Origin of the sequence: Nonomuraea fuscirosea, from assembly GCF_003001935.1 — a bacterium.
GTDB lineage: Bacteria > Actinomycetota > Actinomycetes > Streptosporangiales > Streptosporangiaceae > Nonomuraea > Nonomuraea fuscirosea.
The window spans coordinates 202003-224835 of the sequence record NZ_PVNG01000012.1 but is presented as its reverse complement, the minus strand read 5'-3'; the positions used below and the strand labels follow the sequence as shown (position 1 = coordinate 224835).

25 protein-coding genes are annotated in these 22833 nt (G+C 72.1%); 5 read left to right on the top strand and 20 right to left on the bottom strand.

Annotation, left to right across the window (positions count from 1 at the left end; all coding sequences use genetic code 11):
• Window positions 1–592: 592 nt before the first annotated feature.
• From B0I32_RS61040 to B0I32_RS27530, 14 genes are all read right to left on the bottom strand, one after another.
• On the bottom strand, window positions 593–2008 hold the full coding sequence (locus tag B0I32_RS61040; protein WP_146178337.1) for a hypothetical protein: 1416 nt from the start codon (window positions 2006–2008) through the stop codon (window positions 593–595).
• Between the two features lie 312 nt (window positions 2009–2320).
• Window positions 2321–3025 carry a VIT1/CCC1 transporter family protein gene (locus B0I32_RS27590; protein ID WP_106244686.1) on the bottom strand — a complete coding sequence of 235 codons (705 nt, stop codon included), beginning with the start codon at window positions 3023–3025 and terminating at the stop codon, window positions 2321–2323.
• Window positions 3022–4305, bottom strand: a complete 1284-nt coding sequence (gene lgt, locus B0I32_RS61450) for a prolipoprotein diacylglyceryl transferase (protein WP_425438116.1) — start codon at window positions 4303–4305, stop codon at window positions 3022–3024. Before lgt ends, B0I32_RS27590 begins: the two co-directional genes overlap by 4 nt.
• 110 nt (window positions 4306–4415) lie before the next feature.
• Complete coding sequence (locus B0I32_RS27580) at window positions 4416–5180, bottom strand: DsbA family protein (protein ID WP_106244682.1); 765 nt, start codon at window positions 5178–5180, stop codon at window positions 4416–4418.
• The gene (locus tag B0I32_RS27575; protein ID WP_245956063.1) at window positions 5177–5656 is read right to left on the bottom strand and encodes a DoxX family protein; all 480 of its coding nucleotides are present in this window, start codon (window positions 5654–5656) and stop codon (window positions 5177–5179) included. The genes B0I32_RS27580 and B0I32_RS27575 overlap by 4 nt, the downstream gene beginning before the upstream one ends.
• Before the next feature lie 378 nt (window positions 5657–6034).
• The gene (gene trpA, locus B0I32_RS27570) at window positions 6035–6829 is read right to left on the bottom strand and encodes a tryptophan synthase subunit alpha (RefSeq protein ID WP_181307842.1); all 795 of its coding nucleotides are present in this window, start codon (window positions 6827–6829) and stop codon (window positions 6035–6037) included.
• A gap of 287 nt (window positions 6830–7116) precedes the next feature.
• The gene (gene trpB, locus B0I32_RS27565) at window positions 7117–8340 is read right to left on the bottom strand and encodes a tryptophan synthase subunit beta (RefSeq protein ID WP_407674914.1); all 1224 of its coding nucleotides are present in this window, start codon (window positions 8338–8340) and stop codon (window positions 7117–7119) included.
• A gap of 20 nt (window positions 8341–8360) precedes the next feature.
• Window positions 8361–9200, bottom strand: coding sequence for an indole-3-glycerol phosphate synthase TrpC (gene trpC / locus B0I32_RS27560; RefSeq protein WP_106244679.1), 840 nt, complete (start codon window positions 9198–9200; stop codon window positions 8361–8363).
• Between the two features lie 122 nt (window positions 9201–9322).
• Window positions 9323–9754 carry a DUF2752 domain-containing protein gene (locus tag B0I32_RS27555; protein WP_106244677.1) on the bottom strand — a complete coding sequence of 144 codons (432 nt, stop codon included), beginning with the start codon at window positions 9752–9754 and terminating at the stop codon, window positions 9323–9325.
• A 46-nt stretch (window positions 9755–9800) separates the two neighbouring features.
• Window positions 9801–10349 carry a CD225/dispanin family protein gene (locus B0I32_RS27550; protein ID WP_106244676.1) on the bottom strand — a complete coding sequence of 183 codons (549 nt, stop codon included), beginning with the start codon at window positions 10347–10349 and terminating at the stop codon, window positions 9801–9803.
• Window positions 10350–10514: 165 nt separating this feature from the next.
• Complete coding sequence (locus B0I32_RS27545) at window positions 10515–11165, bottom strand: DUF4190 domain-containing protein (protein WP_106244674.1); 651 nt, start codon at window positions 11163–11165, stop codon at window positions 10515–10517.
• 109 nt (window positions 11166–11274) lie between these two features.
• The gene (locus B0I32_RS27540) at window positions 11275–11997 is read right to left on the bottom strand and encodes a Trp biosynthesis-associated membrane protein (protein WP_106244673.1); all 723 of its coding nucleotides are present in this window, start codon (window positions 11995–11997) and stop codon (window positions 11275–11277) included.
• Between the two features lie 9 nt (window positions 11998–12006).
• A complete protein-coding gene (gene hisI, locus B0I32_RS27535; protein WP_106244671.1) occupies window positions 12007–12354 on the bottom strand; it encodes a phosphoribosyl-AMP cyclohydrolase in 348 nt (115 codons plus the stop codon).
• Between the two features lie 66 nt (window positions 12355–12420).
• The gene (locus tag B0I32_RS27530; protein WP_106244669.1) at window positions 12421–12771 is read right to left on the bottom strand and encodes an STAS domain-containing protein; all 351 of its coding nucleotides are present in this window, start codon (window positions 12769–12771) and stop codon (window positions 12421–12423) included.
• A 118-nt stretch (window positions 12772–12889) separates the two neighbouring features.
• Between B0I32_RS27530 and B0I32_RS27525 the strand changes: the two genes are divergently transcribed.
• Together B0I32_RS27525 and B0I32_RS27520 are read left to right on the top strand one after the other, a co-directional pair.
• Window positions 12890–13747, top strand: coding sequence for an MEDS domain-containing protein (locus B0I32_RS27525; RefSeq protein WP_146178336.1), 858 nt, complete (start codon window positions 12890–12892; stop codon window positions 13745–13747).
• Window positions 13740–14129: an ATP-binding protein gene (locus B0I32_RS27520; RefSeq protein ID WP_106244666.1), complete on the top strand. Its 390-nt coding sequence runs from the start codon at window positions 13740–13742 to the stop codon at window positions 14127–14129. The genes B0I32_RS27525 and B0I32_RS27520 overlap by 8 nt, the downstream gene beginning before the upstream one ends.
• Before the next feature lie 64 nt (window positions 14130–14193).
• Here B0I32_RS27520 and B0I32_RS27515 read toward each other — a convergent pair whose 3' ends face one another.
• A complete protein-coding gene (locus B0I32_RS27515) occupies window positions 14194–15975 on the bottom strand; it encodes an ABC transporter ATP-binding protein (RefSeq protein ID WP_106244665.1) in 1782 nt (593 codons plus the stop codon).
• A complete protein-coding gene (locus B0I32_RS27510) occupies window positions 15972–17774 on the bottom strand; it encodes an ABC transporter ATP-binding protein (protein WP_181307867.1) in 1803 nt (600 codons plus the stop codon). The genes B0I32_RS27515 and B0I32_RS27510 overlap by 4 nt, the downstream gene beginning before the upstream one ends.
• A gap of 117 nt (window positions 17775–17891) precedes the next feature.
• Between B0I32_RS27510 and B0I32_RS27505 the strand changes: the two genes are divergently transcribed.
• The 3 genes from B0I32_RS27505 (at window position 17892) to B0I32_RS27500 (ending at window position 20442) form a co-directional block, all read left to right on the top strand.
• On the top strand, window positions 17892–18521 hold the full coding sequence (locus B0I32_RS27505; RefSeq protein ID WP_106244662.1) for a TIGR03085 family metal-binding protein: 630 nt from the start codon (window positions 17892–17894) through the stop codon (window positions 18519–18521).
• Window positions 18522–18857: 336 nt separating this feature from the next.
• Entirely contained in the window at window positions 18858–19019 is a 162-nt protein-coding gene (locus B0I32_RS57905) for a hypothetical protein (protein WP_181307840.1), read from the top strand.
• A 61-nt stretch (window positions 19020–19080) separates the two neighbouring features.
• Window positions 19081–20442 (top strand): glutamine synthetase family protein, encoded by a 1362-nt coding sequence (locus B0I32_RS27500; protein WP_106244660.1) that lies wholly within the window; start codon window positions 19081–19083, stop codon window positions 20440–20442.
• 61 nt (window positions 20443–20503) lie between these two features.
• On the opposite strand, the gene hisF is transcribed toward B0I32_RS27500, so the two are convergent.
• The 4 genes from hisF to B0I32_RS27480 are packed head-to-tail and all read right to left on the bottom strand — an operon-like array spanning window position 20504 to window position 22746.
• Window positions 20504–21265, bottom strand: a complete 762-nt coding sequence (hisF, locus tag B0I32_RS27495) for an imidazole glycerol phosphate synthase subunit HisF (protein WP_106244659.1) — start codon at window positions 21263–21265, stop codon at window positions 20504–20506.
• Window positions 21262–21672, bottom strand: a complete 411-nt coding sequence (locus tag B0I32_RS27490; protein ID WP_106244657.1) for a Rid family hydrolase — start codon at window positions 21670–21672, stop codon at window positions 21262–21264. The genes hisF and B0I32_RS27490 overlap by 4 nt, the downstream gene beginning before the upstream one ends.
• A 21-nt stretch (window positions 21673–21693) precedes the next feature.
• A complete protein-coding gene (gene priA / locus B0I32_RS27485) occupies window positions 21694–22416 on the bottom strand; it encodes a bifunctional 1-(5-phosphoribosyl)-5-((5-phosphoribosylamino)methylideneamino)imidazole-4-carboxamide isomerase/phosphoribosylanthranilate isomerase PriA (RefSeq protein WP_106244655.1) in 723 nt (240 codons plus the stop codon).
• Complete coding sequence (locus B0I32_RS27480; RefSeq protein WP_106244653.1) at window positions 22417–22746, bottom strand: hypothetical protein; 330 nt, start codon at window positions 22744–22746, stop codon at window positions 22417–22419.
• Window positions 22747–22833 lie beyond the last annotated feature (87 nt).

Below are 22833 nucleotides of genomic sequence, written 5' to 3'. Positions count from 1 at the left end.
CAGCCACCGTCAGCCGTTCCGGCCATGAACATGGCGCCACTGTCAGCACCCGCCGACCTGCCATCGCCCGGCCGCTGTCCTCCGGCCACACCCGCCGACCACCCATCGTCGGCCGACCGGCCGCCGTCCGGGTTCGCGCCCCGGCCACGAGCCGATCGCCGGCCACCGGTCCCATCCGCTGACCGCGCATCATTCGCCGAACGGCCACCGTCCGCACCCACACCTCTGCCACGACCACGGCCCCACCGCCGGCCGCCGGTCGCACCCTCCGGCCCACCGCCGGACGCATCCGCTGACCAGGCGTCATCCGCCGGTCGACCGCCGTCCGGGTTCGCGGCTCGGCTGTCGGTTGCTGACCGGTCGCCTGCCAGCAGTCCGGCGCCGGGTGCGTCGGTGGACCAGCCGTCGTTCGAGAGCAGGCCGTCGCCTGTGCTGGACGCCTGCCAGTTGCCGTTCACCGGCTCCTCGGATCGGCTGCCATGGAAGCGGCCGGCTCTGCGACCGCCGCGGCCGCCTTCCGAACGCCGGTCGTCCGGTTCGGCCGCCTGCGGGCCGCCGCCGGTGGCGTGCCAACCGCGGCCGTCGGTGCCTGTCAGGGGTTGGCCACCCTCCGCGCCCATACCCTCGGCACCGCCTGCCGGCCAGCCACCGCCGTCAGTGTGCGCGCCGGACCGGCCATGCCCTCGACCGAAGCCGCCACCGTCCGAACGGCGGCTCCGACCACCTGCGCCCGCTCCCGACCGGCCGTCACCAGCCGCCGGCCAACCACCACCATCCGTTCCGGCTGTCCCGGCCATCCCGGCCGTCCCAGCGGCTTGCCAACTGCCACTGTCCGGACCAGCAGTCCGCCGACCGTGACCATCCGTCCCGGCGGTCCCGGCCGTCCCAGCGGCTTGCCAACTGCCACTGTCCGATCCAGCAGCCCGCCGACCGCGACCATCCGTCCCAGCGGTCCCGGCCGTCCCAGCGCCTTGCCAACTGCCACTGTCCGATCCAGCAGCCCGCCGACCGCGACCATCCGTCCCGGCAGCGCGCCGACCACCGCCAAGCCCAGCGGCCTGCCTACCACCACCATCGGTCCCGGCGGCGGGCCAGCCACCGCCGTCGGTCCCAGCAGCCTGCCTACTACCGCCGCCATCGGTCCCGGTGGCGTGCCAGCCTCCGCCATCGGTACCGGCAGCCTGCTGAGCACCACCGCCGGTCCCAGCGGCGTGCCAGCCGCCACCACCGCCGGAACCGGCATCCGGCCAGCCTCTGCCATCCGTCCCGGCAGCCGGTCTACCGCCGTCGGACCCCGGCCCGCGCCGCCCAGCCTCGGGACCGACACCGTGCCGGCCCCCGTCCGCACCCGCGTAGGACCGGCCGCTGTCGGCACCGGCACCGTGCCGGCCGCCGTCCGCGCCCGCGTGGGACCGACCGCCGTCGGCGCTGGTACCGGGCCGAGCGCCGTCAGCGCCGACGCCGCGACGCCGGCTCTCTGGAGCGGCACCATGTCGGCCGCCGTCCGCGCCCATGCCCTCGGCGCCGCCTGCCGGCCAGCCGCCGCCGTCGGTATGCGCGCCGGACCGGCCACGACCCCGACCGAAGCCGCCACCGTCCGAACGGCGGCTCCGACCACCTGCACCCGCTCCCGACCGGCCATCACCCGCCGCCGGCCAGCCACCACCATCGGTCCCAGCCGCACCAGCGGCCTGCCAACTGCCACTGTCCGCAGCGGCAGGCCGACGACCGCTACCATCCGTCCCGGCAGCGCGCCGACCTCCGCCATCGCTCCCACGGGCCTGCCAACTACCACTGTCCATACCGGCAGCCCGGCGACCACCGCCATCCGTCCCAGCAGCCCGCCGGCCACCGCCGTCGGTCCCGGCAGCCTGCCAACTACCGCTGTCCATACCGGCAGGCCGACGACCGCTACCATCCGTCCCAGCAGCGCGCCGACCTCCGCCATCGCTCCCACGGGCCTGCCAACTACCACTGTCCATACCGGCAGGCCGACGACCACCGCCATCCGTCCCAGCGGCCTGCCAGCCACCGCCGTCAGTGCCGGGGGCGGGCCAGCCGCCGCCGTCCGTCCCAGGGCCGGGCCGAGGGCCTTCGGTGCCCGGGTCGTGGTGGCCGCCGTCCGGACCGGCAGCGGCGCCACGGCGGCCGCCCTCCGGGCCCGCGCCGTGCCACCCCGTGTCCGGGGGTGTGCCCTGAGAGTCGGTGGCGGGCCAGCCTGTGCTGTCTGTGGGCGGGGTCGAGCGGGTGCCTCTGGTGCGGCCGGTTCCGTCGTTGCCGCCCGTGCGGCCGCCCTTGGAGGGTGATCTTTTGCGGGCCATCACAGCCCCGCCGCCCCGACGAGGTTTCCGACGGTGAACGTGACCGCCGCCGCCAGCGCTCCGACCAGCAGCTGGCGTAGCCCGGAATACCACCAGCTGCGCGCCGTCACCACCGAGACGATCGCCCCGGCCGCGAACAGCGCCACGCCGGACACTCCGGTCGACCAGAGCAGGTCGTGCGCCCCCAGCAGGTACGGCAGCAGCGGCAGCAACGCCCCCACCCCGAACGACAGGAACGACGACACCGCCGCCACCACCGGCGACGGCAGATCGCCTGGCGCGACCCCGAGCTCGTTGCGCGCGTGCACCTCCAACGCCTGGTCAGGGTGGAGGGAGATCTGCCTGGCCACCTCGGCGGCCAGGTCGGGCGCCACACCCCTGTCCACGAACGTCTGCGCCAGCTCCTCCCGTTCGTCATCGGGATGGCTGGCCAGCTCGCGCCGCTCGACGGCGATCTCGGCCTGGGCCAGCTCGCGCTGGCTGGCCACCGAGACGTATTCGCCGCCCGCCATGGACAGCGCCCCGGCGGCCAGGCCGGCGGCTCCGCCGAGGGCGATGATGCGGGTGTTGGCGGTGCCGGCCGCGACGCCTGCGATGAGCGCGAAGTTCGACACCAGGCCGTCCATCGCGCCGAACACCGACGGCCGTAGCCAGCCTCCGGTGACGTCGCGATGTCGGTGGTGGGCCTCCGCGCGACCGCTCATCGCGAGTTCTTCTCCTTCGTCACGGGTTCAGGCTCGGCGAGCGGCTCGGGAGAGGTTGTTGTGCCGGAGGGCTCTCCTGGCTCGGAGGGCTCTCCCGAATCGTCGTCCGCTGCCTTGGTGCCCGTGTCGGCCTCAGCGGCTGGTGCGGAAGCCGTTTCGGTGGAAGCGGCGCCGGTGGAGCCGGTCGTGGTGGGTCCGGGGTCTGCCGGGGTGTCGTCGGCGGCATCCGCGGTGCTGCTCTGGGAGTCTTCCGTACGCGCCGCGTCCGCTGACTCGCCGGCGTCGGCCGTGCCCGGCTGCTGCTTCCCGGTCTCCGGCTGGTCGGAGGCCGCGGAGTCCTGCGCGGAGGCCGCCGGAGATTCTCCGGAGGTCGTCGCCGACGGCTTCGCGGCCGTCTCCGGGTCCGGCGTCTCGCCGGCCGTGGAGTCGCCTGGAGGGGCGTCGGTCGTGGAGGACTCGCCCGTGCCGGGATCGGCCTGGCCCGCCGCGTGTTCCGGGTCCGCTTCCGCCTGCGCGTCCGGGTCGTCCGCCGACGGCGGCGACACGATCTCCACGCCCGTCTTGTTGCGGGTGGCGAAGAAGTAGACCAGGGCGAGCACGAACAGCACGATCGAGGTCCACTGGTTGATCCGCAGCCCGAGGAACTCCACCGCGTGGTCGACGCCGCCGACCGGGTCGATGCGCAGCCCTTCGATCCAGAAGCGGCCGAGCGTGTAACCGGCGACGTAGAGGGCGAACAGCCGCCCGTGGCGCAGCGCCAGGCTGCGGCCCACGAAGATGAGCGCGAAGCCGAGCGCGACGTCCCACAGCGACTCGTACAGGAAGGTCGGGTGATAGAGCACGCCGGGCTCGCCGCCGTGCTCGATGTCGATCTCCAGCCCCCACGGCAACGTGGTCGGCGAGCCGTAGAGCTCCTGGTTGAACCAGTTGCCCCAGCGGCCGATGGCCTGCGCGAAGGCGATGCCCGGCGCGACCGTGTCGGCGACGGCGCCCATGGAGATGCCGCGCTTGCGCACGGACAGCCAGACGCCGAGGGCGCCGAGGGCGACGGCGCCCCAGATGCCGAGGCCGCCCTCCCAGATGAACAGCGCCTGGATGGGCTCCTTGATCGCGCGGCTGCCGAAGTAGGTCTGCCAGTCGGTGATGACGTGGTAGAGCCGGCCGCCGATCAGGCCGAAGATGACCGCGGGGACCGCGATGTCGATGATCGTCCCTTGCTGGCCGCCGCGGGCGCGCCAGCGCCGCTCGCTCAGCCAGACGGCGACGATGACGCCGAGCACGATGCATAGCGCATAAGCCCGGATCGGGATGATTCCGAGATACCAGACCCCCTGGGAAGGGCTGGGAATCGAGGCAAGGGGCATGTCAGGTGAGGGTAGCGGAAGCGAGGCTACTTGGCCGCCTTCGTAATCTCATCGCGAAGTTGCGACGGGCTGAACAGTACCGGATTGTCTATCTCTGTACCGTTCAATTTCACTGTCGGAGTGTGATCGAGCTTCTGCTCCTCGCTGACCTTCTTGCTGTACGCGAGCTGCACGTCGGCGTTCTTGTTCGAGGTCACGCACGCGTCGAAGCCGGGATCGGTGACGCCGGCGTCCTTGCCCCACTGCTTGAGCTGGTCGGCCGTGAAGCCCACCTCGCTCTCGGGGGGCTGGTTCTTGTACAGCAGGTCGTGGAAGGCCATCCACTGCTTGCCGTCCGCGATGCACCTGGCCGCGCTGCCCGCCCGTACGGAGTTGGACTTGGTCGGCTCCTGCGAGAAGATCGTGATCGGGTGGAAGACCACCTTGGCCTTGCCCTCCGCGGCCAGATTCTTGAACGTCGGGCCGCTGACCCGCTCCAGCTCCTTGCAGGCCGGGCACTGGAAGTCCTCGTAGATGTCCACCACGGGCGCGGCGACGCCCGCGTTGGCCATCACGACGCTGCCGTCGGGCTGCACGGTGACCGGCGCGAGCGCCGCCCCGGCCTCCTCGGAACGGGAGATGCTGGCGGCGTACCACACGCCGAGCCCGACGGCGGCCACCGCGACCACGCTCGCGGTCGTGTAGGCCACCACCCGGCGGCGCTTCTCCCGCGCCCGCGCCTCCGCCTGCTGCGCCTTGATCTTCTCGCGCGCCGACTGCGACTTCGTCTTGGTACGTTCGCCCTTGCTCATCGGTCGTCCCCCTCGTCGTCATCACCTGTGTCGCCCCCGATTCCGAGGGCACCGTCGAGCGCGAAGCGGCCCGGCGGGAAACGCACCGTCCAGACGCCGAGCAGGACGAGGCCGAAGTCGCGCAGGATGTCGAGCAGGTAGGTCGGCTCCTGGCCCACCCCCAGTTGCCCGCCGCCGCCGAAGCAGCCGCAGTCGATCCGCAGGCCGTTGGCCCATGCCCAGGCGATCCCGAACACGAACGCGAACATGAGCAGCCCGGCGATCACCGCGGCGACCCTGGTGAGCAGCCCGACGATGAGCAGCACGCCGACCACGATCTCCAGGATCGGCAGGGCGTATCCGACCGCGACGGCGACCGGCTCAGGCAGCAGCTGATAGGCCTTGACCGCCACGACGGAGTCGGCCGGGTTGCCGATCTTGAGCGCGCCCGCCGCGACCAGCACCCCGCCCAGCACGAGCCGGGCAACGGTTGTCACCCAGGGTATCGCCGTTGTCGCTCTCGGCAACGCTAGTGACGCGGCCACGTGTGTTCTCCTCTGGATCTGCGCGGAAGTCGCGCACAGTACCGGGATCTCCATCTGACCACGCCGGAGATAAGCATCAGCTAAGCGGGTTCCCCCTGGCCGACCTGGGAGAGTCACCGCTTTTCACGACAAACGACACGAAGGCTGCGCGGCACACTTCAGCGCATCGGGCGGCAGGCTCGCGCGGCGTCACGCGCCCGTACCGGCCCGCGCCTTCTGGCCGGCTCGCGTTCAGGCCACCGTCGTATCGCCCGCATGTTCTCGCGGGCTCGCGTTCAGGCCGCCGCCGTATCGCCCGCGTGTTCTCGCGGGCTCGCGTTCAGAACGCGGTCAGCGGCGTACGCCTCGCGCCATGTCCCTGGCCAGCGTGGCGACGGACTCGAGGCCGGCCGCCTCGTCGGGCGCGTCGAGGATGCGGCGGATGAACGCCGACCCGACGATGACGCCGTCGGCGTAGGCCGCCACCTCGGCCGCCTGCGCGCCGGTGCCGACGCCGAGCCCGACGCACACGGGCAGGTCGGTGTGGGCCTTGGTCCGCTCGACCAGGCCTTCGGCGGCGACGTTGACGCTCTCCCTGGCGCCCGTGACGCCCATGAGCGAGGCCGCGTACACGAAGCCGGTGCAGCAGTCGACGACGGCCTTGATGCGCTGCTCGGTGGAGCTGGGCGCGACCAGGAAGACCGTGTCGATGCCCGCCGCAGCGGAGGCGGCGCGCCACGGCTCGGACTCCTCGGGCGTCAGGTCGGGCGTGATGGTGCCGACGCCGCCCGCGTTGGCCAGGTCGCGCGCGAACCGGTCGGCGCCGTACTTGTCGATCGGGTTCCAGTACGTCATGACGAGCGTGGCGGCGCCGGTCGCGGCGACGCCCTCCACCGTGCGCATCACGTCGGCGATGCGGGTGCCGTTGGTCAGCGACCTGTGCACGGCGTCCTGGATCGTCGGCCCGTCCATGAGCGGATCGGAGTAGGGCAGGCCGATCTCGATGACGTCGCAGCCGGCTTCCACCAGGGCCGCGGCGGCGGCGATGGCGCCGTCCTTGGAGGGGAAGCCCGCGGGCAGGTAGCCGACGAGCGCGGCCCGGTTGTCCGCCTTCGCCTTGGCGAAAACCGTCTGAAGAGTCGTCATGTCTATCCGTTTCGAAGGTCGAGTCTCACCATGATGCCCTGCCCCCCGCCCGCCCCAGAATCCCCCGCGCCGGTCGGACGCCGATGTGTCGCGGGCGGCAACCCGGCCCGGCCCGGCGTGGGTCGTCAGCGGATCGTTCCGGGCCGCCACCGGCGCCCGGAGCCGGATCGCCCCGAGCCGCCGGCACCGGAGGCCGGGTCCGCCGGCATCCGGCGCCGTGTCACCCCGAGCCGCCGACGCCGGGAGCCGGGGCGCCCGTTCGCGGCGGGGTCACGGAGTCTCAGGTGTCAGAGGTTGAAGTACTTCATCGCCGTGCCCATGTCCTTGTCGCCGCGCCCGGACAGGTTGACCAGGATGGTCGCCGCGGGGCCGAGCTCGCGGCCCAGCTCCAGCGCGCCGGCCAGCGCGTGGGAGGACTCGATGGCGGGGATGATGCCCTCGGTCCTGGCCAGCAGCGAGAACGCGGCCATCGCCTCGTCGTCGGTGACGCCGTGGTAGGTGGCGCGGCCGGAGTCCTTCAGCCAGGCGTGCTCCGGGCCGACGCCCGGGTAGTCGAGCCCGGCGGAGATGGAGTGGGACTCGATCGTCTGGCCCTCGTCGTCCTGCAGGACGTAGGTGCGCGAGCCGTGCAGCACGCCGACCGAGCCGGCGGTGAGGGTGAGCGCGTGCTCGCCGCTCTCCAGGCCGTGGCCGGCGGCCTCGTAGCCGTGCAGCGCGACGTCCTGGTCGCCGATGAAGGCGTGGAAGACGCCGATGGCGTTGCTGCCGCCGCCGACCGCCGCGCACACCGCGTCGGGCAGCTTGCCGGTCAGCTCCAGCATCTGGCGGCGGGCCTCGACGCCGATGATGCGGGCGAAGTCGCGCACGATCTCGGGGAACGGGTGCGGCCCCGCGACGGTGCCGAACAGGTAGTGGGTGGTGTCGACGTTGGTCACCCAGTCGCGGAAGGCCTCGTTGATGGCGTCCTTCAGCGTCTGGGAGCCGTTGGTCACCGGCACCACGGTGGCGCCGAGCAGCTTCATCCTGGCCACGTTGAGCGCCTGGCGCTCGCAGTCGACCGCGCCCATGTAGATGACGCACTCCAGCCCGAGCAGGGCCGCGGCGGTGGCGGTGGCCACGCCGTGCTGGCCGGCGCCGGTCTCGGCGATCACCCGCTTCTTGCCGAGCCGCTTGGTCAGCAGGGCCTGGCCCAGCACGTTGTTGATCTTGTGGGCGCCGGTGTGGGTGAGGTCCTCGCGCTTGAGCACGATCCTGGCGCCGCCAGCCCGCTCGCTGAAGCGCGGCACGTCGGTCAGCGTGGTGGGCCGGCCGGCGTAGGTGCGCAGCAGGTGGTCGAACTCGCGCAGGAACTCCGCGTCGTTCTTGGCCTTCTCGTAGACGGCGGCCACCTCGTCGAGCGCCGGGATGAGCGCCTCGGGCACGTAGCGGCCCCCGAAGATGCCGAACTTGCCGTGCACGTCGGGGTCGTCGCCGCGCGCGCCGTTGCCGGCCAGGTCGGCGGCGGTCAGGATGGTGCCTTCGTTTGCCACTGCTATCCCTCTGCTGAGTGGTCGGGGCGCGTCGACGGGTGGGCGCCGGCGGTGACCAGCGCCTCCACTGCCTTGCGCGGGTCCTTTCCGGTGACCAGGCTCTCCCCCACCAGCACGGCGTCGGCGCCGCCACGGGCGTAGGCGAGCAGGTCGTGCGGCCCGCGCACCCCCGACTCGGCGATCTTGATCACATTATCGGGGATCTTCGGCGCCAGTTTCGTGAAGACGTCGCGGTCGACCTCGAGTGTCTTCAGATTGCGCGCGTTGATGCCGATGACCCGGGCGCCGGCGGCGACCGCCCGGTCGAGTTCCTCGTCGGTGTGCACCTCGACCAGCGGGGTGAGCCCGATCGACTCGGCCCGCTCGATCAGCGACACCAGCGCCTCCTGCTCCAGGCAGACGACCATGAGCAGGGCCAGGTCGGCGCCGTGGGCGCGGGCCTCCCAGAGCTGGTAGGAGGTGAGGATGAAGTCCTTGCGCAGGATCGGGATGTCGACGCGGGCGCGGACCGCGGCCAGGTCTTCGAGACTGCCCCCGAACTTGCGCCGCTCGGTCAGCACGCTGATGACGTGGGCGCCGCCCGCTTCGTAGTCGGCCGCCAGCGCCGCCGGGTCGGCGATCGCGGCGAGCGCGCCCTTCGACGGGCTGGAGCGCTTGACCTCGGCGATCACCGAGATCCTGTCGCCTCCGAGCGCGGCCATGGCGTCTCTGGGCGGCTGCGCCCGCTCGGCCCGCTGCTTGAGCTCGTCCATGGAGACGTCCCGCTGACGTGCGGCGAGGTCGGCGCGCACCCCGTCGAGGATGTCGTCGAGGACACTCGGCCCTTCCGTCCGCTCACTCACGCGCTTGAGGTCCCTCCGGTCGGCTGCTGGGGGTGGCGGAGAGTTCGCGTCGCGTCCGCTCTCTCGCCTTTATCCTGCGATGGTATCGGCCCGCATGGGGTCACCTCGCCACCGGCACCCGGTCAGGGAGCGAGGAACGCCCCGAAGGGCAGATTACGGACGACCCAGTAGACCATGACCACTCCGATGAACACCCACAGCCACGCCGGATGCGCCAGCGTCGTGCGCCGCGGCCGGCCCTGCCACGACCGCAGGACCCAGCGCCCCCACCAGAACAGCAGGAACGGGATCATCGCCAGGGCGAGCGGGTTGAGCCCGAGCGCGGCGACCGGGTCGAGGTGCGCCAGGGCGTGCATGGTGCGCAGCGTGCCGCAACCGGGGCAGTAGAGGCCGGTGATCATCAGGAACGGGCAGGTCGGGTAGTGACCCGGCTCGTTGGGGTCCACTGCGCCGACCACGGCGAACGCCAGGCCGGCGGCGGCCGCAACACCGAGCGGCGGAAGCAGGGCCTTGAGGCGTCTCGTGCCGCGCCGCTCGGTTGTTGCGAAACTCATGTCTCCAGTATCCGCCTTCCGGTACGTGCCCGTCGTCTTCCGCGGCCTAGTACGACGAGTACGAGGACATGCTGGCGGCGAAGATCACGAAGAACAGCACGTACGCGATGATCAGCAGACCGTAGCCGACGGCGCCGATGATCAGGCTGCGCTTCCACCACGTCTTGGCCTCCTCGGAGGCCTGCTGGGCGCCCGCGAAGTCGCCGATCTGCCACTTCTGGTTCACCTGCGACGACTTGACGATCGACACGACGCCGAGCGGGAGGCAGCAGAACAGGGTGGTGAGGATGGCGGGGACGAGGTGGTTGTCCGGCGGGTTGCCGCCGGGGCCGCCACCGTAACCGCCGCCGTAGCCACCGGGAGGCTGCTGGCCGTAGCCGCCGCCGCTCGGGGGCTGCTGCCCATAACCACCGCCGTAGCCGCCACCGCTGGGGGGCTGCTGGCCGTAGCCACCGCCACTCGGGGGCTGCTGGCCGTAGCCGCCACCGCTGGGCGGCTGCTGGCCGTAGCCACCGCCACTCGGAGGCTGCTGACCGTAACCGCCGCCGGGCGGCTGAGCGCCGTATCCGCCGTCGCCCTGGTTACCGTAACTCATGCTAATGACCCCTCATGTCGTCATCTTCGAGTCTGAGTTGCGCGCGGCAGCCTAGCGAGAAACCATCTACTACGAGGACTAACGTCCATCTTGCGGACAATTCGTAATCGGACCGCAAGCGGGTCGTCACGGTCCGGCTACGCGCGCCGCAGGTCACCGCCGGTTTCAGTAGTCGTACGAGGACGACGTGGCGGCAGCGCTCAGGCCCATCAGAGACAGCAGCATGCCGCCGAAGATGAGCCAGCACAACACCCAGATGGCAACCGTGATGTACGAAGTGACCAGACCGCCCACGGCCATGCCGGAGCCCTCCTCGCCCGTGCGCTTGATCCGGTTGAGCGCCACGTGGCCGAGGATCACGCCGGGGATGCTGGTGAGACCGCAGGCGACCAGGCCGATGATGCCCAGGACCAGCGAGGCCACCGCCATGCCGTTGGACGAGCGGGGCGGCCCGTAATAGCCCGGCTGCCCGTAGCCCTGCTGACCGTGACCGCCGTAGCTGGGGGGCTGCTGGCCGTAACCGCCGCTGGGCGGCAGTTGCCCGTAGCCGAGCTCCTGCGGATGGCTGGCCGGCTGCTGGCCGTAACCTCCATGGCCGGGCTGCTGCTGGCCGTAACCGCCGCTCTGGGGCTGCTGCCCGTAGGCCCCCTCGCCACTGTAGGGCTGCTGCCCGTAGCCGCCCCCCGACGGCGACTGCTGGCCGTACCCTCCGTTGCCGCCCTGAGGCTGGCCGTAGCCGGGTGGCTGCTGGCCATAGCCTCCCCCCGGCGGCTGGGCCCCGTAGCCGCCGTTTTCACCCTGATCCCCGTAGCTCATGAGCCGGCTCCTCAAATGTCCGTGGCGAGTTGCAACGGCAGCCTATTGAGGAAATGTTCGCCGGGCGGCCAAGGAATCAGAACAATGCGGGATTCGCCAGGGCCGGTGCTCAGCGGGAATCGGTCGGGTCGTCGCCGCGGTCGAGCGCGTCCCAGAGCGCCCTGTCGTCGGCGACCTGCGCCTCGCCGCCGGCCGGCGGGCGCCGCTCCCGGTCGTAGCGGGCCGACATGCCGCTCCACGCGCCCGCGCGCACGACCGCGACCGCTCCTCCGGCGATCATCAGTACGGCCCCCGCGCCGGACACGACGGGCCACCAGGCCACCGGCTCCCAGGGCAGGTCGGTGACGCCGTGCAGCACGTTGCGCTCGCGCAGCCAGCCGGTGACGCCGGCGTCGTCGAGCGCCGTCCACGTCCCGGCCGCGGCGGCCACGCCGCAGAGGGCGAGCAGCACGCCGACGACGCGGCGGCCGAGCCCCTTGGCGGCCAGCACGGCCACCACGCCGGCCAGCCCGGCCAGCGCCGCGGGTGTCAGCACCGGGCTGAGGTCGCCGCCGGTGGGCGCGGCCGTGTCGCCGTTCCCGAGCACCCGCGCCCAGGTCTGCCCGGCGGCGACGAGCACCAGGAGGCAGCCGAGCGCGGTCGCGACGACCCAGCCCCACAGCTCCCCGCGCCGGAGCGCCGCCCGGCCGGCCCCGCCGGCCTCGCCGGCTCCGCCGAGCCTGTCAGCTCCGCCAACGCCTCCGACCTCGTCAGCTTCGCCGACCCTGCCGGCGCCGTCAGCCCGGCCGGCGCCGTCAGCTCTGTCGGCCCCGTCTGATTTGTCAGCCCGCATGCCGTCCGCCTAACTCAGCACGACGTCGAGCCGGTCGGCGTCGAAGCAGGTGCGCTCGCCCGTGTGGCAGGCCGCGCCCTCCTGGTCGACCTTGACGAGCAGGGTGTCGCCGTCGCAGTCGAGCGCCACGGACTTAACATGCTGGACGTGGCCGGAGGTGTCGCCCTTGACCCAGAACTCCGCGCGGCTGCGCGACCAGTAGGTGGCCCGGCCGGTGGTGAGCGTGCGGTGCAGGGCCTCGTCGTTCATCCAGGCCAGCATGAGCACCTCACCGGTGTCGTACTGCTGGGCGATGGCGGGGATCAGGCCGTCGGGGTTGCGCTTGAGCCGGGCGGCGATCTTGGGGTCGAGCGACATGCTGCCATTCAACCAGCCCCGCCTCGTGCCCCCGTCACCGCTGTGCCGCACCCGCCTCCCCCGGTATCAGGCCAGGGCCTGGGAGAGCGTGTCGTAGATGGGGAAGAGCGGCGCCAGGTTGGTGCGCCGCAGCCGCCGCAGCACCAGCCCGTCGGGGACGACCAGCGCCATGGTGCCGTCGCGGTCGCGCAGCGCGGCCAGCTGCCGCACCAGCACGCCGAGCCCCGTGGTGTCGATGAACGTCAGCGCGCTCAGGTCGACCACCAGCCGGGGGCCGTGCGCGCGGACGGCCTCGTCGAGGCACTGGCGCACCCGGGAGACGTTGTCGACGTCGAGCTCCCCCGCCAGGCTGACCACCACCAGCTCCCCGTGTTGGTGTCGTGACATCTCCAGCACATCCACGCCCATGCTCCTCATGTCCCCTCCCACGGGTGGCCCCGCCGAAAAGGTACACCGGTCTGGGGCGCGTCACAGTGGGTTTTACTGAGAACGCGCTACGTGATGGCGTGGACCGGAGTAATTTCGGAGCCGACGCGTGCTAGGGGAGGACACGATCGTGGTGCACGTCGCGGGCTCCGTCCTCGATCCCGATCTGGGTGATCACGTCTGCCTGCCGTTCGAGGGCGAGCGGGAGCGGATGACGGCCGCGCAGGCGTTCACGATGAACGGCCTGCGCCGCCGCACCAGGGTGGTGCTCATCACGCACGCCGACAGCCCCGAGCGGACGCGCGCGTGGCTGGCGCCGCTGGTGCCGGGGTTCGCCGACGCCGAGCACGCCGGCCGGATCGAGATCCTGGCCTGCGCCGACACCTACTTCACCGGCGGTTCGCTCGATCTCCAGCGGGTGCAGGCGAAGCTGACCGGCGCCCACGACCGGGCCCGCGAGCACGGACAGCACGGCGTGTACGCGCTGATCGACGCCTCCTGGGGCGTGGGCGACGCCCGCAGGCAGGCGGCGTTCGAGGCGGCGACCAACGAGCTGTTCGGGGAGCGGTGGCTGGCCGCCGTGTGCCAGTACGACCGCCGGCTGTTCCCCCGCGACGCCCTCGACCGGGCCGCCTCGGTGCATCCGATCTCCCCCGAGCAGGCGCTGCTGCGCTTCGCCAACACCTGCTCGCCGCCGGGGCTGCGGGTGTGGGGGGACATCGACCTGACCAACCGGCCGGCGTTCGCCTCGCTGCTGGCGCGGCTGGAGCACGAGCCGGGCGAGGTCGTGGTCGACGCCACCGGGCTCGACTTCATCGACGCCGGCTCGGCCCAGCTGCTCACCGTCACGGCTCTGGCCAGGCCGTTCGGGAGCACCTCCGTGGTGTGCGGGGCGTCCGTGGCCCGGGTGCTCAGGCTGATCAGGGCCGACGAGGTCATCGCCGTGCGCCGGGTGGGCGATGTGTAGACAGGTGTTCTGCACGAGCTTCGCCCGGGGACGGATCACGTTCCTGCGCAGGGCCGTCGCCGAGCACGCCGGCCGCGCGGGGCTGACCGGCAGGGGTTTGGAGGACTTCGTGCTGGCGGTCAACGAGATCGTCACGAACGCGGTCGTGCACGGCGGCGGGCACGGGCGGCTGCGGCTGTGGACGCGGGGCGAGCGGCTGTGGTGCGAGATCACCGACGAGGGCCCGGGGCTGCCGGCGGGGTGGATGGGCGACATGCGCCCGCCCGCGGGGTTCGACTCCTGCGGGCGGGGGCTGTGGCTCACCAGCATGTTGTGCGAGCACATCACGATCGTGTCGGGTCCAGCGGGCACGAGCGTCACCTTCGCCGCCATGCGCGCCTGAGCCTCGACGCGTTCCTGAGCCCGCACGTCCGTGCACAGATAAGGCGTCCGTGCGGGCGGGAGCGTCAGGAGCGGGCGGCGGAGATCCAGGAGGCGTGCAGGTCGGCGTACACGCCGGGCTCGTCCACCAGCTTCGCGTGCGGCCCCCGCTGCACCAGGCGGCCGGAGTCGAAGACCAGCACCTCGTCCGCGTTCTCCGCCGTGGACAGGCGGTGCGCGATCGAGACGGCCGTGCGGCCCCTGGTGACGCCTTCCAGGGCGCGCGCCAGGCGTACCTCGGTGGCCGGGTCCACCGCGGAGGTGGCCTCGTCCAGCAGCAGCAGGTCGGGGTCGGCGAGGTAGGCGCGGGCCAGGGCGACGAGCTGGCGCTCGCCCGCAGACAGCGACTCGCCGCGCTGCCCGACCGGCGTGGCCAGGCCGGCGGGCAGGCCCTCCAGCCAGTCGGCCAGGCCGAGCTCGGTCAGCGCCAGCTCGATCTCCTCGGCGGTGGCCGCCGGCTTGCCGAAGCGGATGTTGTCCTCCAGGGTCCCGTCGAACAGGAAGCCGTCCTGCGGGACCATGACGATCCGTTCGCGCAGGGAGGAGAAGCGCACGTCGCGCAGGTCGTGGCCGTCCACCGTGACACGGCCTGAGCCGGGGTCCATGAGCCTGGTCAGGAGTTTGGCGAACGTGGTCTTGCCCGAGCCGGTCTCCCCCACGATCGCGACGCGGGAGCGCGGCGGGATCTCGATCGTGACCTCGCTCAGCACGGGCACGCCGCCGGGGTAGGAGAAGTGCACGTTCTCGAACGCGACCTCGATGGGCCCCCGGGGCAGCTGCACGCCCTGCTCGCCGGGGTCGGCGACGTCGGGCGGGGTGTCGAGGACGCCGAGGATGCGGCGCCAGCCGGCGACGGCGTTCTGCGCCTCGTTCAGCACCTCGGTGGCGGTCTGCAGCGGCGAGACGAACAGCGTCACGAGGAACAGGAACGCCACCAGCTCGCCCTGGGTGATGTCGCCCGACATGCCCAGCCGCACCCCGAGCAGGACGATGCCGGCGATGGCGAGCGCGGCCACGATCTCGGTCAGCGGGAAGACGAAGCCGACGATGGTCTGCGCCCTGGTCTGGGCCTTCTTGTTGGCGTCCACGGCCTGGTCGATGCGCTCGGCGGTGCGCCGCTCCGAGGCGTAGGCCCTGATGACGGCGGCGCCGACGACGGACTCGCTGACGGCGGCCAGCATGTCGCCGGTGCGCTCGCGCACGACCGTGTACGCCCGCGACAGCAGCCGCTGGAAGCGCGGCAGGGCGATCATGAGCGGGACGAAGCAGGCCCAGACCAGCAGCGTGAGCTGCCAGGAGTAGACGAACATCAGCACGGTGGCCACGAACAGCTGGCCGAACGCCACGATGATCATCAGCCCGCCCCACTGCATGAAGGTGCTGATCTGGTCGATGTCGTTGGTGACACGGGAGACCAGGGCGCCGCGGCGCTCGGTGTTCTGGGTGAGCACGGACAGGTCGTGGACGTGCCGGAAGCCCCGCACCCGCAGGGTGGCCAGGGAGGACTCGGTGGCCTTGTAGAGGCGCACGTTCATGACGTACGCGGCCAGGGCGGTGAGCACGACCGCGGCGGCGCAGATCACGACCGCGCGGGTGATGTACGGGACGTCGGGGGTGCCGCCCTTGAGGCCGGTGTCGATCGTCTGCTGCACCGCGACCGGCACGATGATCTTGCCGATGGTGGCGATGACGGCCAGCGCCAGCGTGCCGGCCAGGCCCTTGCGGAACTCGGGGGTCAGGGAGAGTCCGTGGCGGACCGTGGCCAGCGCGGAACGTTCCGAATCGCGCCGGATGCTCTGGACCGTCATGCGCTGATCTCTTCTTCCTCGATCGGGGGAATGTCGATGGCCGCGCGCTCGGCCTCCTCGCGCTCGTAGGCCGTCACCAGGTTGCGGTAGCCGGGGCAGCGCGCGAGCAGCTCCTCGTGCGTGCCGCGGTCCACGACGCGGCCCCGGTCGAGGTAGACGACCTCGTCGGCCAGCGCGATGGTGGCCATCCGGTAGGCGACGACCACGACGGTCGAGGCCTGGGCGGCGTCGCGCAGGCCGTGCAGGATCCTGGCCTCGACCTGGGGGTCCACGCTGGAGGTGGCGTCGTCGAGGACGAGCAGGCGGGGGCGGCGCACGACGGCCCTGGCCAGGGCCAGGCGCTGGCGCTGGCCGCCGGACAGGGTGGCGCCGCGCTCGCCGACGCGGGTGTCGAGCCCGGAGGGCATGCGGGCGACGAACCCGTCGGCCTGGGCCAGGCGCAGCGCGGCCCACACGTCCTCGTCGCCGATGCCGGCGTCGCTGTCACCGCCGCCGAGCGCGATGTTGCCGCGTACGGTGTCGTCGAACAGGAACGTCTGCTGGGGCACCAGCGCGACCGACTCCGCGACGCCGCCGTAGGGCAGCTCCCGCAGATCGACGTCGTCGAGCAGGACCTGTCCCGAGTCGGGGTCGACCAGGCGGGCCAGGAGCTGGACGAGCGTGGACTTGCCCGAGCCGGTGGGGCCGACGAGGGCGACCGTGCGGCCGGCGGGCACCTCGAAGGTGACGTCGTGCAGGACCTCGGCCTCGCCGTAGGCGTAGGAGACGTCGCGGATGCGCAGCTCCGCCGGGGCGGTCGAGGTGGCGGCGGCGGAGCCGTACTCCATGGAGCCGGTCGCGTCCAGGACGGCCTGCACCCGCTCCCAGCCGACCACGCTGCGCGGCAGCTCGGCCAGCACCCAGCCCAGCGCCCTGATGGGGAAGGCCAGCAGGGTGAACAGGTAGGCCACCTGCACCAGCCCGCCGGCGTCGATCGCGCCCGCCGACAGGCGGCCCGCGCCGACGGCCAGGACCGCGAGCACGCCCAGCGTGGGCAGGGCCTCCAGCATGGGGTCGAACAGGCCGCGCACCCGGCCGACGGCGATGTTGGCGTCGCGCAGCTCGTGGGCGCGCCGCCGGAACCGGTCGGTCTCCAGCTCCTCGCGGCCGAGGGTCTTGACGACGAGGGCGCCGTCGAAGCTCTCGTGCGCGATCTCGCTGACCTCGGCGCGCAGCTGCTGGGCGCGGGTGGCCAGCGGGCTGAGCCGGCGTTGGTAGACCAGGTTGAGCACGGCGATGGCCGGGAAGATGAGGAAGCCGACCAGGGCCAGCACCAGGTCGGTGAAGAGCATCGCGATCGCCGCCGTGACCAGCATGACGATCACGCCGACCGCCATCGGCAGCGGCGCGAGCGGCGCCCAGGCGGCCTCGGCGTCGGCGCTGGCGTTCGACAGGAGCTGGCCGGTGGGGTGGCGGTGGTGCCAGGACAGGGGCAGCCGCAGGTATTGCTTGGTCACGTCGCGGCGCGACCTGGCCTGCATGCGGTACTGCATGACTCCGGCCAGGATCCGCCGCCCGGCCACGCCGATGGCCTTGAGCAGCGCGGTGCCGAAGATGAGCAGCACGCCGGTCCACAGCGCGCCCGTCGTGACGTCGCCTGCGGTGAACGAGGTCAGCACCACGTTCTGCGTCGCCCAGCCGAGGGCCCAGGCGGAGGCGACGGTCATGCCTCCGTACAGGGCGCTGGCGGTGACCGCCAGTGTGAAAACCGCCTTTTCGGTGCGGATGGCCACCCCAAGGACACGGAGTCCTTGACGCATCACGGCCGAGGTGACCTTGCTCGCCACGCGGGGGATTTCCTCTCAGACTCGCACGTTTATACGTATGTCAGTATCACGTCTGATCACTTCGTTATTCCCACCGGTAGGGTTGGGCCCGTGACACATGCTCGTGGCGAACGCGCCGCGCTCTGCGACCTGCTCGACCGGCTCGGCCCGGACGAGCCGACCCTGTGCGCGGGCTGGACCACCGCCGACCTGGCCGCCCACCTCGCCATCCGCGAGCGCAGGCCGGACGCGATGCCCGGCATCGCGCTCAAGCCGCTGGCCGGCTACACCGCCTCGGTGCAGAACCGCCTCAAGACGCGCCTGCCCTACCCCGAGCTGGTCGGCCTGGTCCGCGAACCGGGCGGCGTGTACGGGCTGCTGCCCGCGCTCGACGAGGCGGTCAACACGCTGGAGCTGTTCGTGCACCACGAGGACGTGCGCCGCGCCCAGCCGGACTGGGAGCCGCGCGCGCTGCCCGACGACCTCGAACGGCTGATCTGGAAGCGGGTCTCCAGCGGGGCCCGGCTGACGCTGCGCAAGTCGCCGGTGGGCGTGGTGCTGCACCGGCTCGGCGGCGGCGTCGCGCTCGGCGGCCCCAAGGGCGGCTCCCGGGTCGAGGTCACCGGCCGGGCGGGCGAGCTGCTGATGTTCTGCTTCGGCCGGCAGGCGCACGCCAGGGTGGAGCTCACCGGCGAGCCCGACGCCGTCAGCGCGCTGCGCGAGGCGACCCTGGGGGTCTGACGACACGCCGACCGGCCGGGCCCCGCCGGCCGGGCCCCCGATCGGGCCACGCGACTCGTGCTCACGCCCGCCGAGCGACCCTCCGAGCGGCCCTCCGCTCAGGCCCGATGACCAGGCCGGAAGCCGATCAATCTTCTGTCATGAGGCACTCACCTGCTGCGCCCCGGCCGTCACGGAAATCCCGGCGCGGCAGGCGCTCGCGCGCGGATTCAAGCCCGTACCATGGCAACAGAAAGAAGCCCCCCGGTTAGGATCATGTACATCTTCACAGAAGATGCCTAGTGATCGCCCAGATCCGGGTATATACGGCTGGGAATGGACTGCAGGAGGCCCCCCATGCAGGTCAAGAAGGTGATCACCTACGCGGCTGTCGCGTTCGTGGTCTTCTACCTGTTCACCCGGCCGGCCCAAGCCGCCGCCGCGGTCAACGGTGTGTTCGACGGAATCATTCAGGGAGCCAATCAGTTGGCCGTGTTCTTCTCGAGTGTTCTGACCTGACGGATGGTTCTGTCTGCGTCAGGTGCTTCCCCGCGCTGCCGGATCGTGTTACGCAGGCAGGATGACAGATCGCCCGAGCGGCACCAAGATCAATCAGCTCGATCCCCACGCCCGGCGGATCCTCGAACGGGCTGAGCTCGAGGGTATCGAGCTGATCCGGTTCCTGTACGCCGACCACGGTGGCGTGATCCGTGGCAAGGCGGCGTCTCGGTCGCGGCTGGCCGAACGGCTCAGCACAGGCATCGGGCACACGGTGGCGATGATGGCGATGAACATGCTCGACCAGCTCCAGGACGTCGAGCACATGGGTCCGGTGGGTGAGGTGCGCATCGTTCCCGACCCCGCCACGTATGTGCCGCTGCCCTACGCTCCCGGCGCCGCGGCCATGCTGTCGGACCTGCGCCGTCCCGACGGCACTCCGTGGGAAGCGTGCGCGCGGACGTTTCTCAAGGACGCCATCGCCGACCTGGCGACCGAGGGTTACACCCTCATTGCCGCGTTCGAGCCGGAGTTCACCCTCGGCCGCAGGCTGCCCGACCCGTCGGGCGGGCCCGACCGGCTGGTGCCGATCGACGACTCGCTCTGCTACGCCGGGCTGGGCTTCGACACCGCCCACGACTACACGATCAAGCTGATGCGCGCCCTGGAGACGCAGGGGCTGCGCGTCGAGCACTACCATCCGGAGCTGGGTCCCGGCCAGCAGGAGCTGTCCGTGCGCCACGCGCCCGCCCTGCGGGCCGCCGACAACCACGTCATCTACCGCGAAACCGTACGCGGGGTGGCCCTGCGCATGCAGATGTGGGCCTCGCTGGCTCCCAAGCCGCTGGCCGACCAGGCCGGCAACGGCACCCATCTGCACCTGTCTCTTTGGAGCGACTCCCGTAACCTGTTCGCCGAGGACGGCGAGGTGCGCTCCGGCTTCATCGGCGGCCTGCTCGCCCACCTGCCCGCCCTCACCGCGCTGACCTGCGGCAGCGTCAACAGCTTCCGCCGGCTGGCGCCGCGCATGTGGTCCAGCGCGTACGCCGTGTACGGCCCCGACAACAGGGAGGCGGCCGTGCGCCTGTGCTCCCCGCTCGGCGACAGCGGCGAGCCGAACCTGGAGCTGAAGCCCTCCGACTCCTCGGCCAACCCCTACCTGGCGCTCGGCGCCGTCATCCACGCCGGGCTCGACGGCATCCGGCGCAAGCTCGACCCGGGCGAGGCCGTGGACGTCGACCCCGACACGGTGCCCGGCCGCTATCCCCGCCTGCCGGCCTCGCTGGACGAGGCGCTGGACGCGCTGGAGGGCGACGAGGTGCTCATGGAGGCGCTCGGGCCGCTGCGGCGCAGCGCGTACCTGACCGTCAAACGGTCCGAGGCGGCCGCGTTCGCCGCCAAGGACGTCTCCTACGAGCTGTTCAACCACCTGCGGGTGTTCTGAGGCCCGCGACAGGAGCGGAGCGGCGCTGACGCCCGGGGCGCCCCGGGCGTCAGTCCGTCGTTCAGCGGACCGGGTGGCCCGCCATCCGCAGGGTCTCCTTGACCTCGGAGATCTTCAGGGTGCCGAAGTGGAACACGCTGGCCGCCAGGACGGCGTCGGCGCCCGCCGCGACCGCCGGCGGGAAGTCCTCCAGCCGGCCGGCGCCACCGCTGGCGATCACCGGCACCCGGACGGCCGCCCTGACCGCGCGCAGCATCTCCAGGTCGTAACCGTCGAGCGTGCCGTCGCCGTCCATCGAGTTGAGCAGGATCTCGCCCACGCCCAGCTCTTCGCCCCTGGCGGCCCACTCCACCGCGTCGATCCCGGTGCCGCGCCGGCCGCCGTGGGTGGTCACCTCGAACCCGCTCGCCGTGCCCTGCGCCCGGCGGGCGTCCACGGACAGCACGACGCACTGCGCGCCGAAGCGCCGGGACGCCTCGGTGAGCAGCTCGGGCCTGGCGATGGCGGCCGTGTTGAGTGACACCTTGTCGGCTCCCGCGCGCAGCAGCCGGTCGACGTCCTCGACCGCGCGGACGCCGCCGCCGACGGTGAGCGGGATGAACACCTGCTCGGCGGTCCTGCGCACCACGTCGAGCATGGTCTCGCGCTCGCCCGACGACGCCGTGATGTCGAGGAAGGTCAGCTCGTCGGCGCCCTCCTCGTCGTAGCGCCTGGCCAGCTCGACGGGATCGCCCGCGTCGCGCAGGTTCTCGAAGTTGACGCCTTTGACCACACGCCCGGCGTCCACGTCGAGGCAGGGGATGACTCTTACCGCAACGGTCATGCTCGCAGTGCCTCTATCTCGATCTCGACCAGCATGCGCGGGTCGACCAGTCCTGCCACCCGCACCCCGGTGCAGGCGGGACGTACCTTGCCGAAGACCTCGTTGATGGCCCGCCCGGCGAGGTCGAAGTGGCGCTGCTCGACCACGTAGTAGCGGACCATGATGACGTCCTCCCGCGTCAGGCCGCCCATCAGGACGGCTTCGAGCGCGATGTCGATCGCGGTCATGGCCTGCCGGTAGGCGTCGCCGACGTGGCGCACCTCCCCGTCGACCGTGGACGTGCAACCGGACACGATCACCCGGTCACCCGCCACCACGGCACGGGCGTAGCCGTACTTCTCCTCCCAGATGCCGCCCGAGAACACCCTGTAGCCGGTGCTTTCCATACCGATGCTGCTGACGCTCATCTCGCCCCCTCCCGGCAAGAGCTACACGCGCACCGCGGCCAGCGCGTTTTCCAGTGTGAACGCGTGAGCGTAGAGCGCCCTTCCCACGATGGCGCCTTCCACTCCCTCGGGGACGAGGGAAGCGAGAGCCAGCAGGTCATCGAGGCTGGAAACGCCGCCGCTGGCCACCACGGGCCTGTCGGTACGGGCGCAGATGCGGCGGTAGAGGTCGAGGTTGGGGCCCTGCAGCATGCCGTCCTTGGTCACGTCGGTGACCACGTAGCGGGGGCAGCCGTCGGACTCCAGCCGGTCGAGCACCTCCCACAGGTCGCCGCCCTCCTCGGTCCAGCCGCGGGCGGCCAGCGTGGTGCCGCGCACGTCGAGCCCGACCGCGATCCGGTCGCCGTGCTCGGCGATGATCTTCCGGCACCACTCGGGGTTCTCCAGCGCGGCGGTGCCGATGTTGACCCGGCGGCAGCCGGTGGCCAGCGCGGCGGCCAGGGACTCGTCGTCGCGGATGCCGCCGGACAGCTCCACGTTCACGTCGACCCGGCCGATCACCTCGGCGATCAGGTCGCGGTTGGTGCCGCGACCGAAGGCGGCGTCGAGGTCGACGACGTGGATCCACTCGGCGCCCGCCTCCTGCCAGGCCAGCGCGGCGGCCAGCGGCTCGCCGTGGGCGGTCTCGGTCCCGGCCTCGCCCTGCGTCAGGCGTACGGCCTGGCCGTCGGAGACGTCCACGGCGGGCAGCAATACGAGTGACATTCAGATCCTCCGGTCGAAAGCGAGGGTCACGACAACGGGCGCGAGCAGCAGGGAGAAGATGAGGACGCCGAAGCTGACCGGGAGCGAGCCCCACATCAGCCAGGCGATCACCTGGACGATCAGGAAGCCGAGCGCCACCACCGCGTTCTGGGCGCGGTGGCGGCGGGCGAGCAGGCCGCCCTGGCGGTAGAACCGGATCGGCCGCGGGACCAGGCGGGCCAGCGAGGCGCGGCGGCGGGCCCTGCGTGCCTGCCGCTCCTCGTTGACCTGGATCGCGCGGGCCCGCTCGGCCTCGCGCTCGGCCCGCCGCCGGGCGCGTTCCTTGCTCACGGCGCCTCCCGGCGGCGGCGCACGGCGTGCCTGGCCGGGTGCACGGCGGCGCGGCGGCGGTCGGCGTGCCGGGCCGGACACGCGGCG

What these genes read in the sequence shown, in the direction of transcription:
- B0I32_RS27555 (WP_106244677.1), bottom strand. Translation starts at nt 9,754, where the DNA reads ATGAGTTTCGCAACAACCGAGCGGCGCGGCACGAGACGCCTCAAGGCC.
- B0I32_RS27500 (WP_106244660.1), top strand. Translation starts at nt 19,081, where the DNA reads ATGACAGATCGCCCGAGCGGCACCAAGATCAATCAGCTCGATCCCCAC.
- B0I32_RS27580 (WP_106244682.1), bottom strand. Translation starts at nt 5,180, where the DNA reads ATGAGCAAGGGCGAACGTACCAAGACGAAGTCGCAGTCGGCGCGCGAG.
- B0I32_RS61040 (WP_146178337.1), bottom strand. Translation starts at nt 2,008, where the DNA reads ATGGCGGTGGTCGTCGGCCTGCCGGTATGGACAGTGGTAGTTGGCAGG.
- B0I32_RS27510 (WP_181307867.1), bottom strand. Translation starts at nt 17,774, where the DNA reads ATGCGTCAAGGACTCCGTGTCCTTGGGGTGGCCATCCGCACCGAAAAG.
- B0I32_RS27515 (WP_106244665.1), bottom strand. Translation starts at nt 15,975, where the DNA reads ATGACGGTCCAGAGCATCCGGCGCGATTCGGAACGTTCCGCGCTGGCC.
- B0I32_RS57905 (WP_181307840.1), top strand. Translation starts at nt 18,858, where the DNA reads ATGCAGGTCAAGAAGGTGATCACCTACGCGGCTGTCGCGTTCGTGGTC.
- trpA (WP_181307842.1), bottom strand. Translation starts at nt 6,829, where the DNA reads ATGACGACTCTTCAGACGGTTTTCGCCAAGGCGAAGGCGGACAACCGG.
- hisI (WP_106244671.1), bottom strand. Translation starts at nt 12,354, where the DNA reads ATGTCGCTCGACCCCAAGATCGCCGCCCGGCTCAAGCGCAACCCCGAC.
- B0I32_RS27540 (WP_106244673.1), bottom strand. Translation starts at nt 11,997, where the DNA reads ATGCGGGCTGACAAATCAGACGGGGCCGACAGAGCTGACGGCGCCGGC.
- B0I32_RS27530 (WP_106244669.1), bottom strand. Translation starts at nt 12,771, where the DNA reads ATGAGGAGCATGGGCGTGGATGTGCTGGAGATGTCACGACACCAACAC.
- B0I32_RS27490 (WP_106244657.1), bottom strand. Translation starts at nt 21,672, where the DNA reads ATGAGCGTCAGCAGCATCGGTATGGAAAGCACCGGCTACAGGGTGTTC.
- B0I32_RS27520 (WP_106244666.1), top strand. Translation starts at nt 13,740, where the DNA reads ATGTGTAGACAGGTGTTCTGCACGAGCTTCGCCCGGGGACGGATCACG.
- B0I32_RS27590 (WP_106244686.1), bottom strand. Translation starts at nt 3,025, where the DNA reads ATGAGCGGTCGCGCGGAGGCCCACCACCGACATCGCGACGTCACCGGA.
- B0I32_RS27545 (WP_106244674.1), bottom strand. Translation starts at nt 11,165, where the DNA reads ATGAGCTACGGGGATCAGGGTGAAAACGGCGGCTACGGGGCCCAGCCG.
- hisF (WP_106244659.1), bottom strand. Translation starts at nt 21,265, where the DNA reads ATGACCGTTGCGGTAAGAGTCATCCCCTGCCTCGACGTGGACGCCGGG.
- priA (WP_106244655.1), bottom strand. Translation starts at nt 22,416, where the DNA reads ATGTCACTCGTATTGCTGCCCGCCGTGGACGTCTCCGACGGCCAGGCC.
- B0I32_RS27550 (WP_106244676.1), bottom strand. Translation starts at nt 10,349, where the DNA reads ATGAGTTACGGTAACCAGGGCGACGGCGGATACGGCGCTCAGCCGCCC.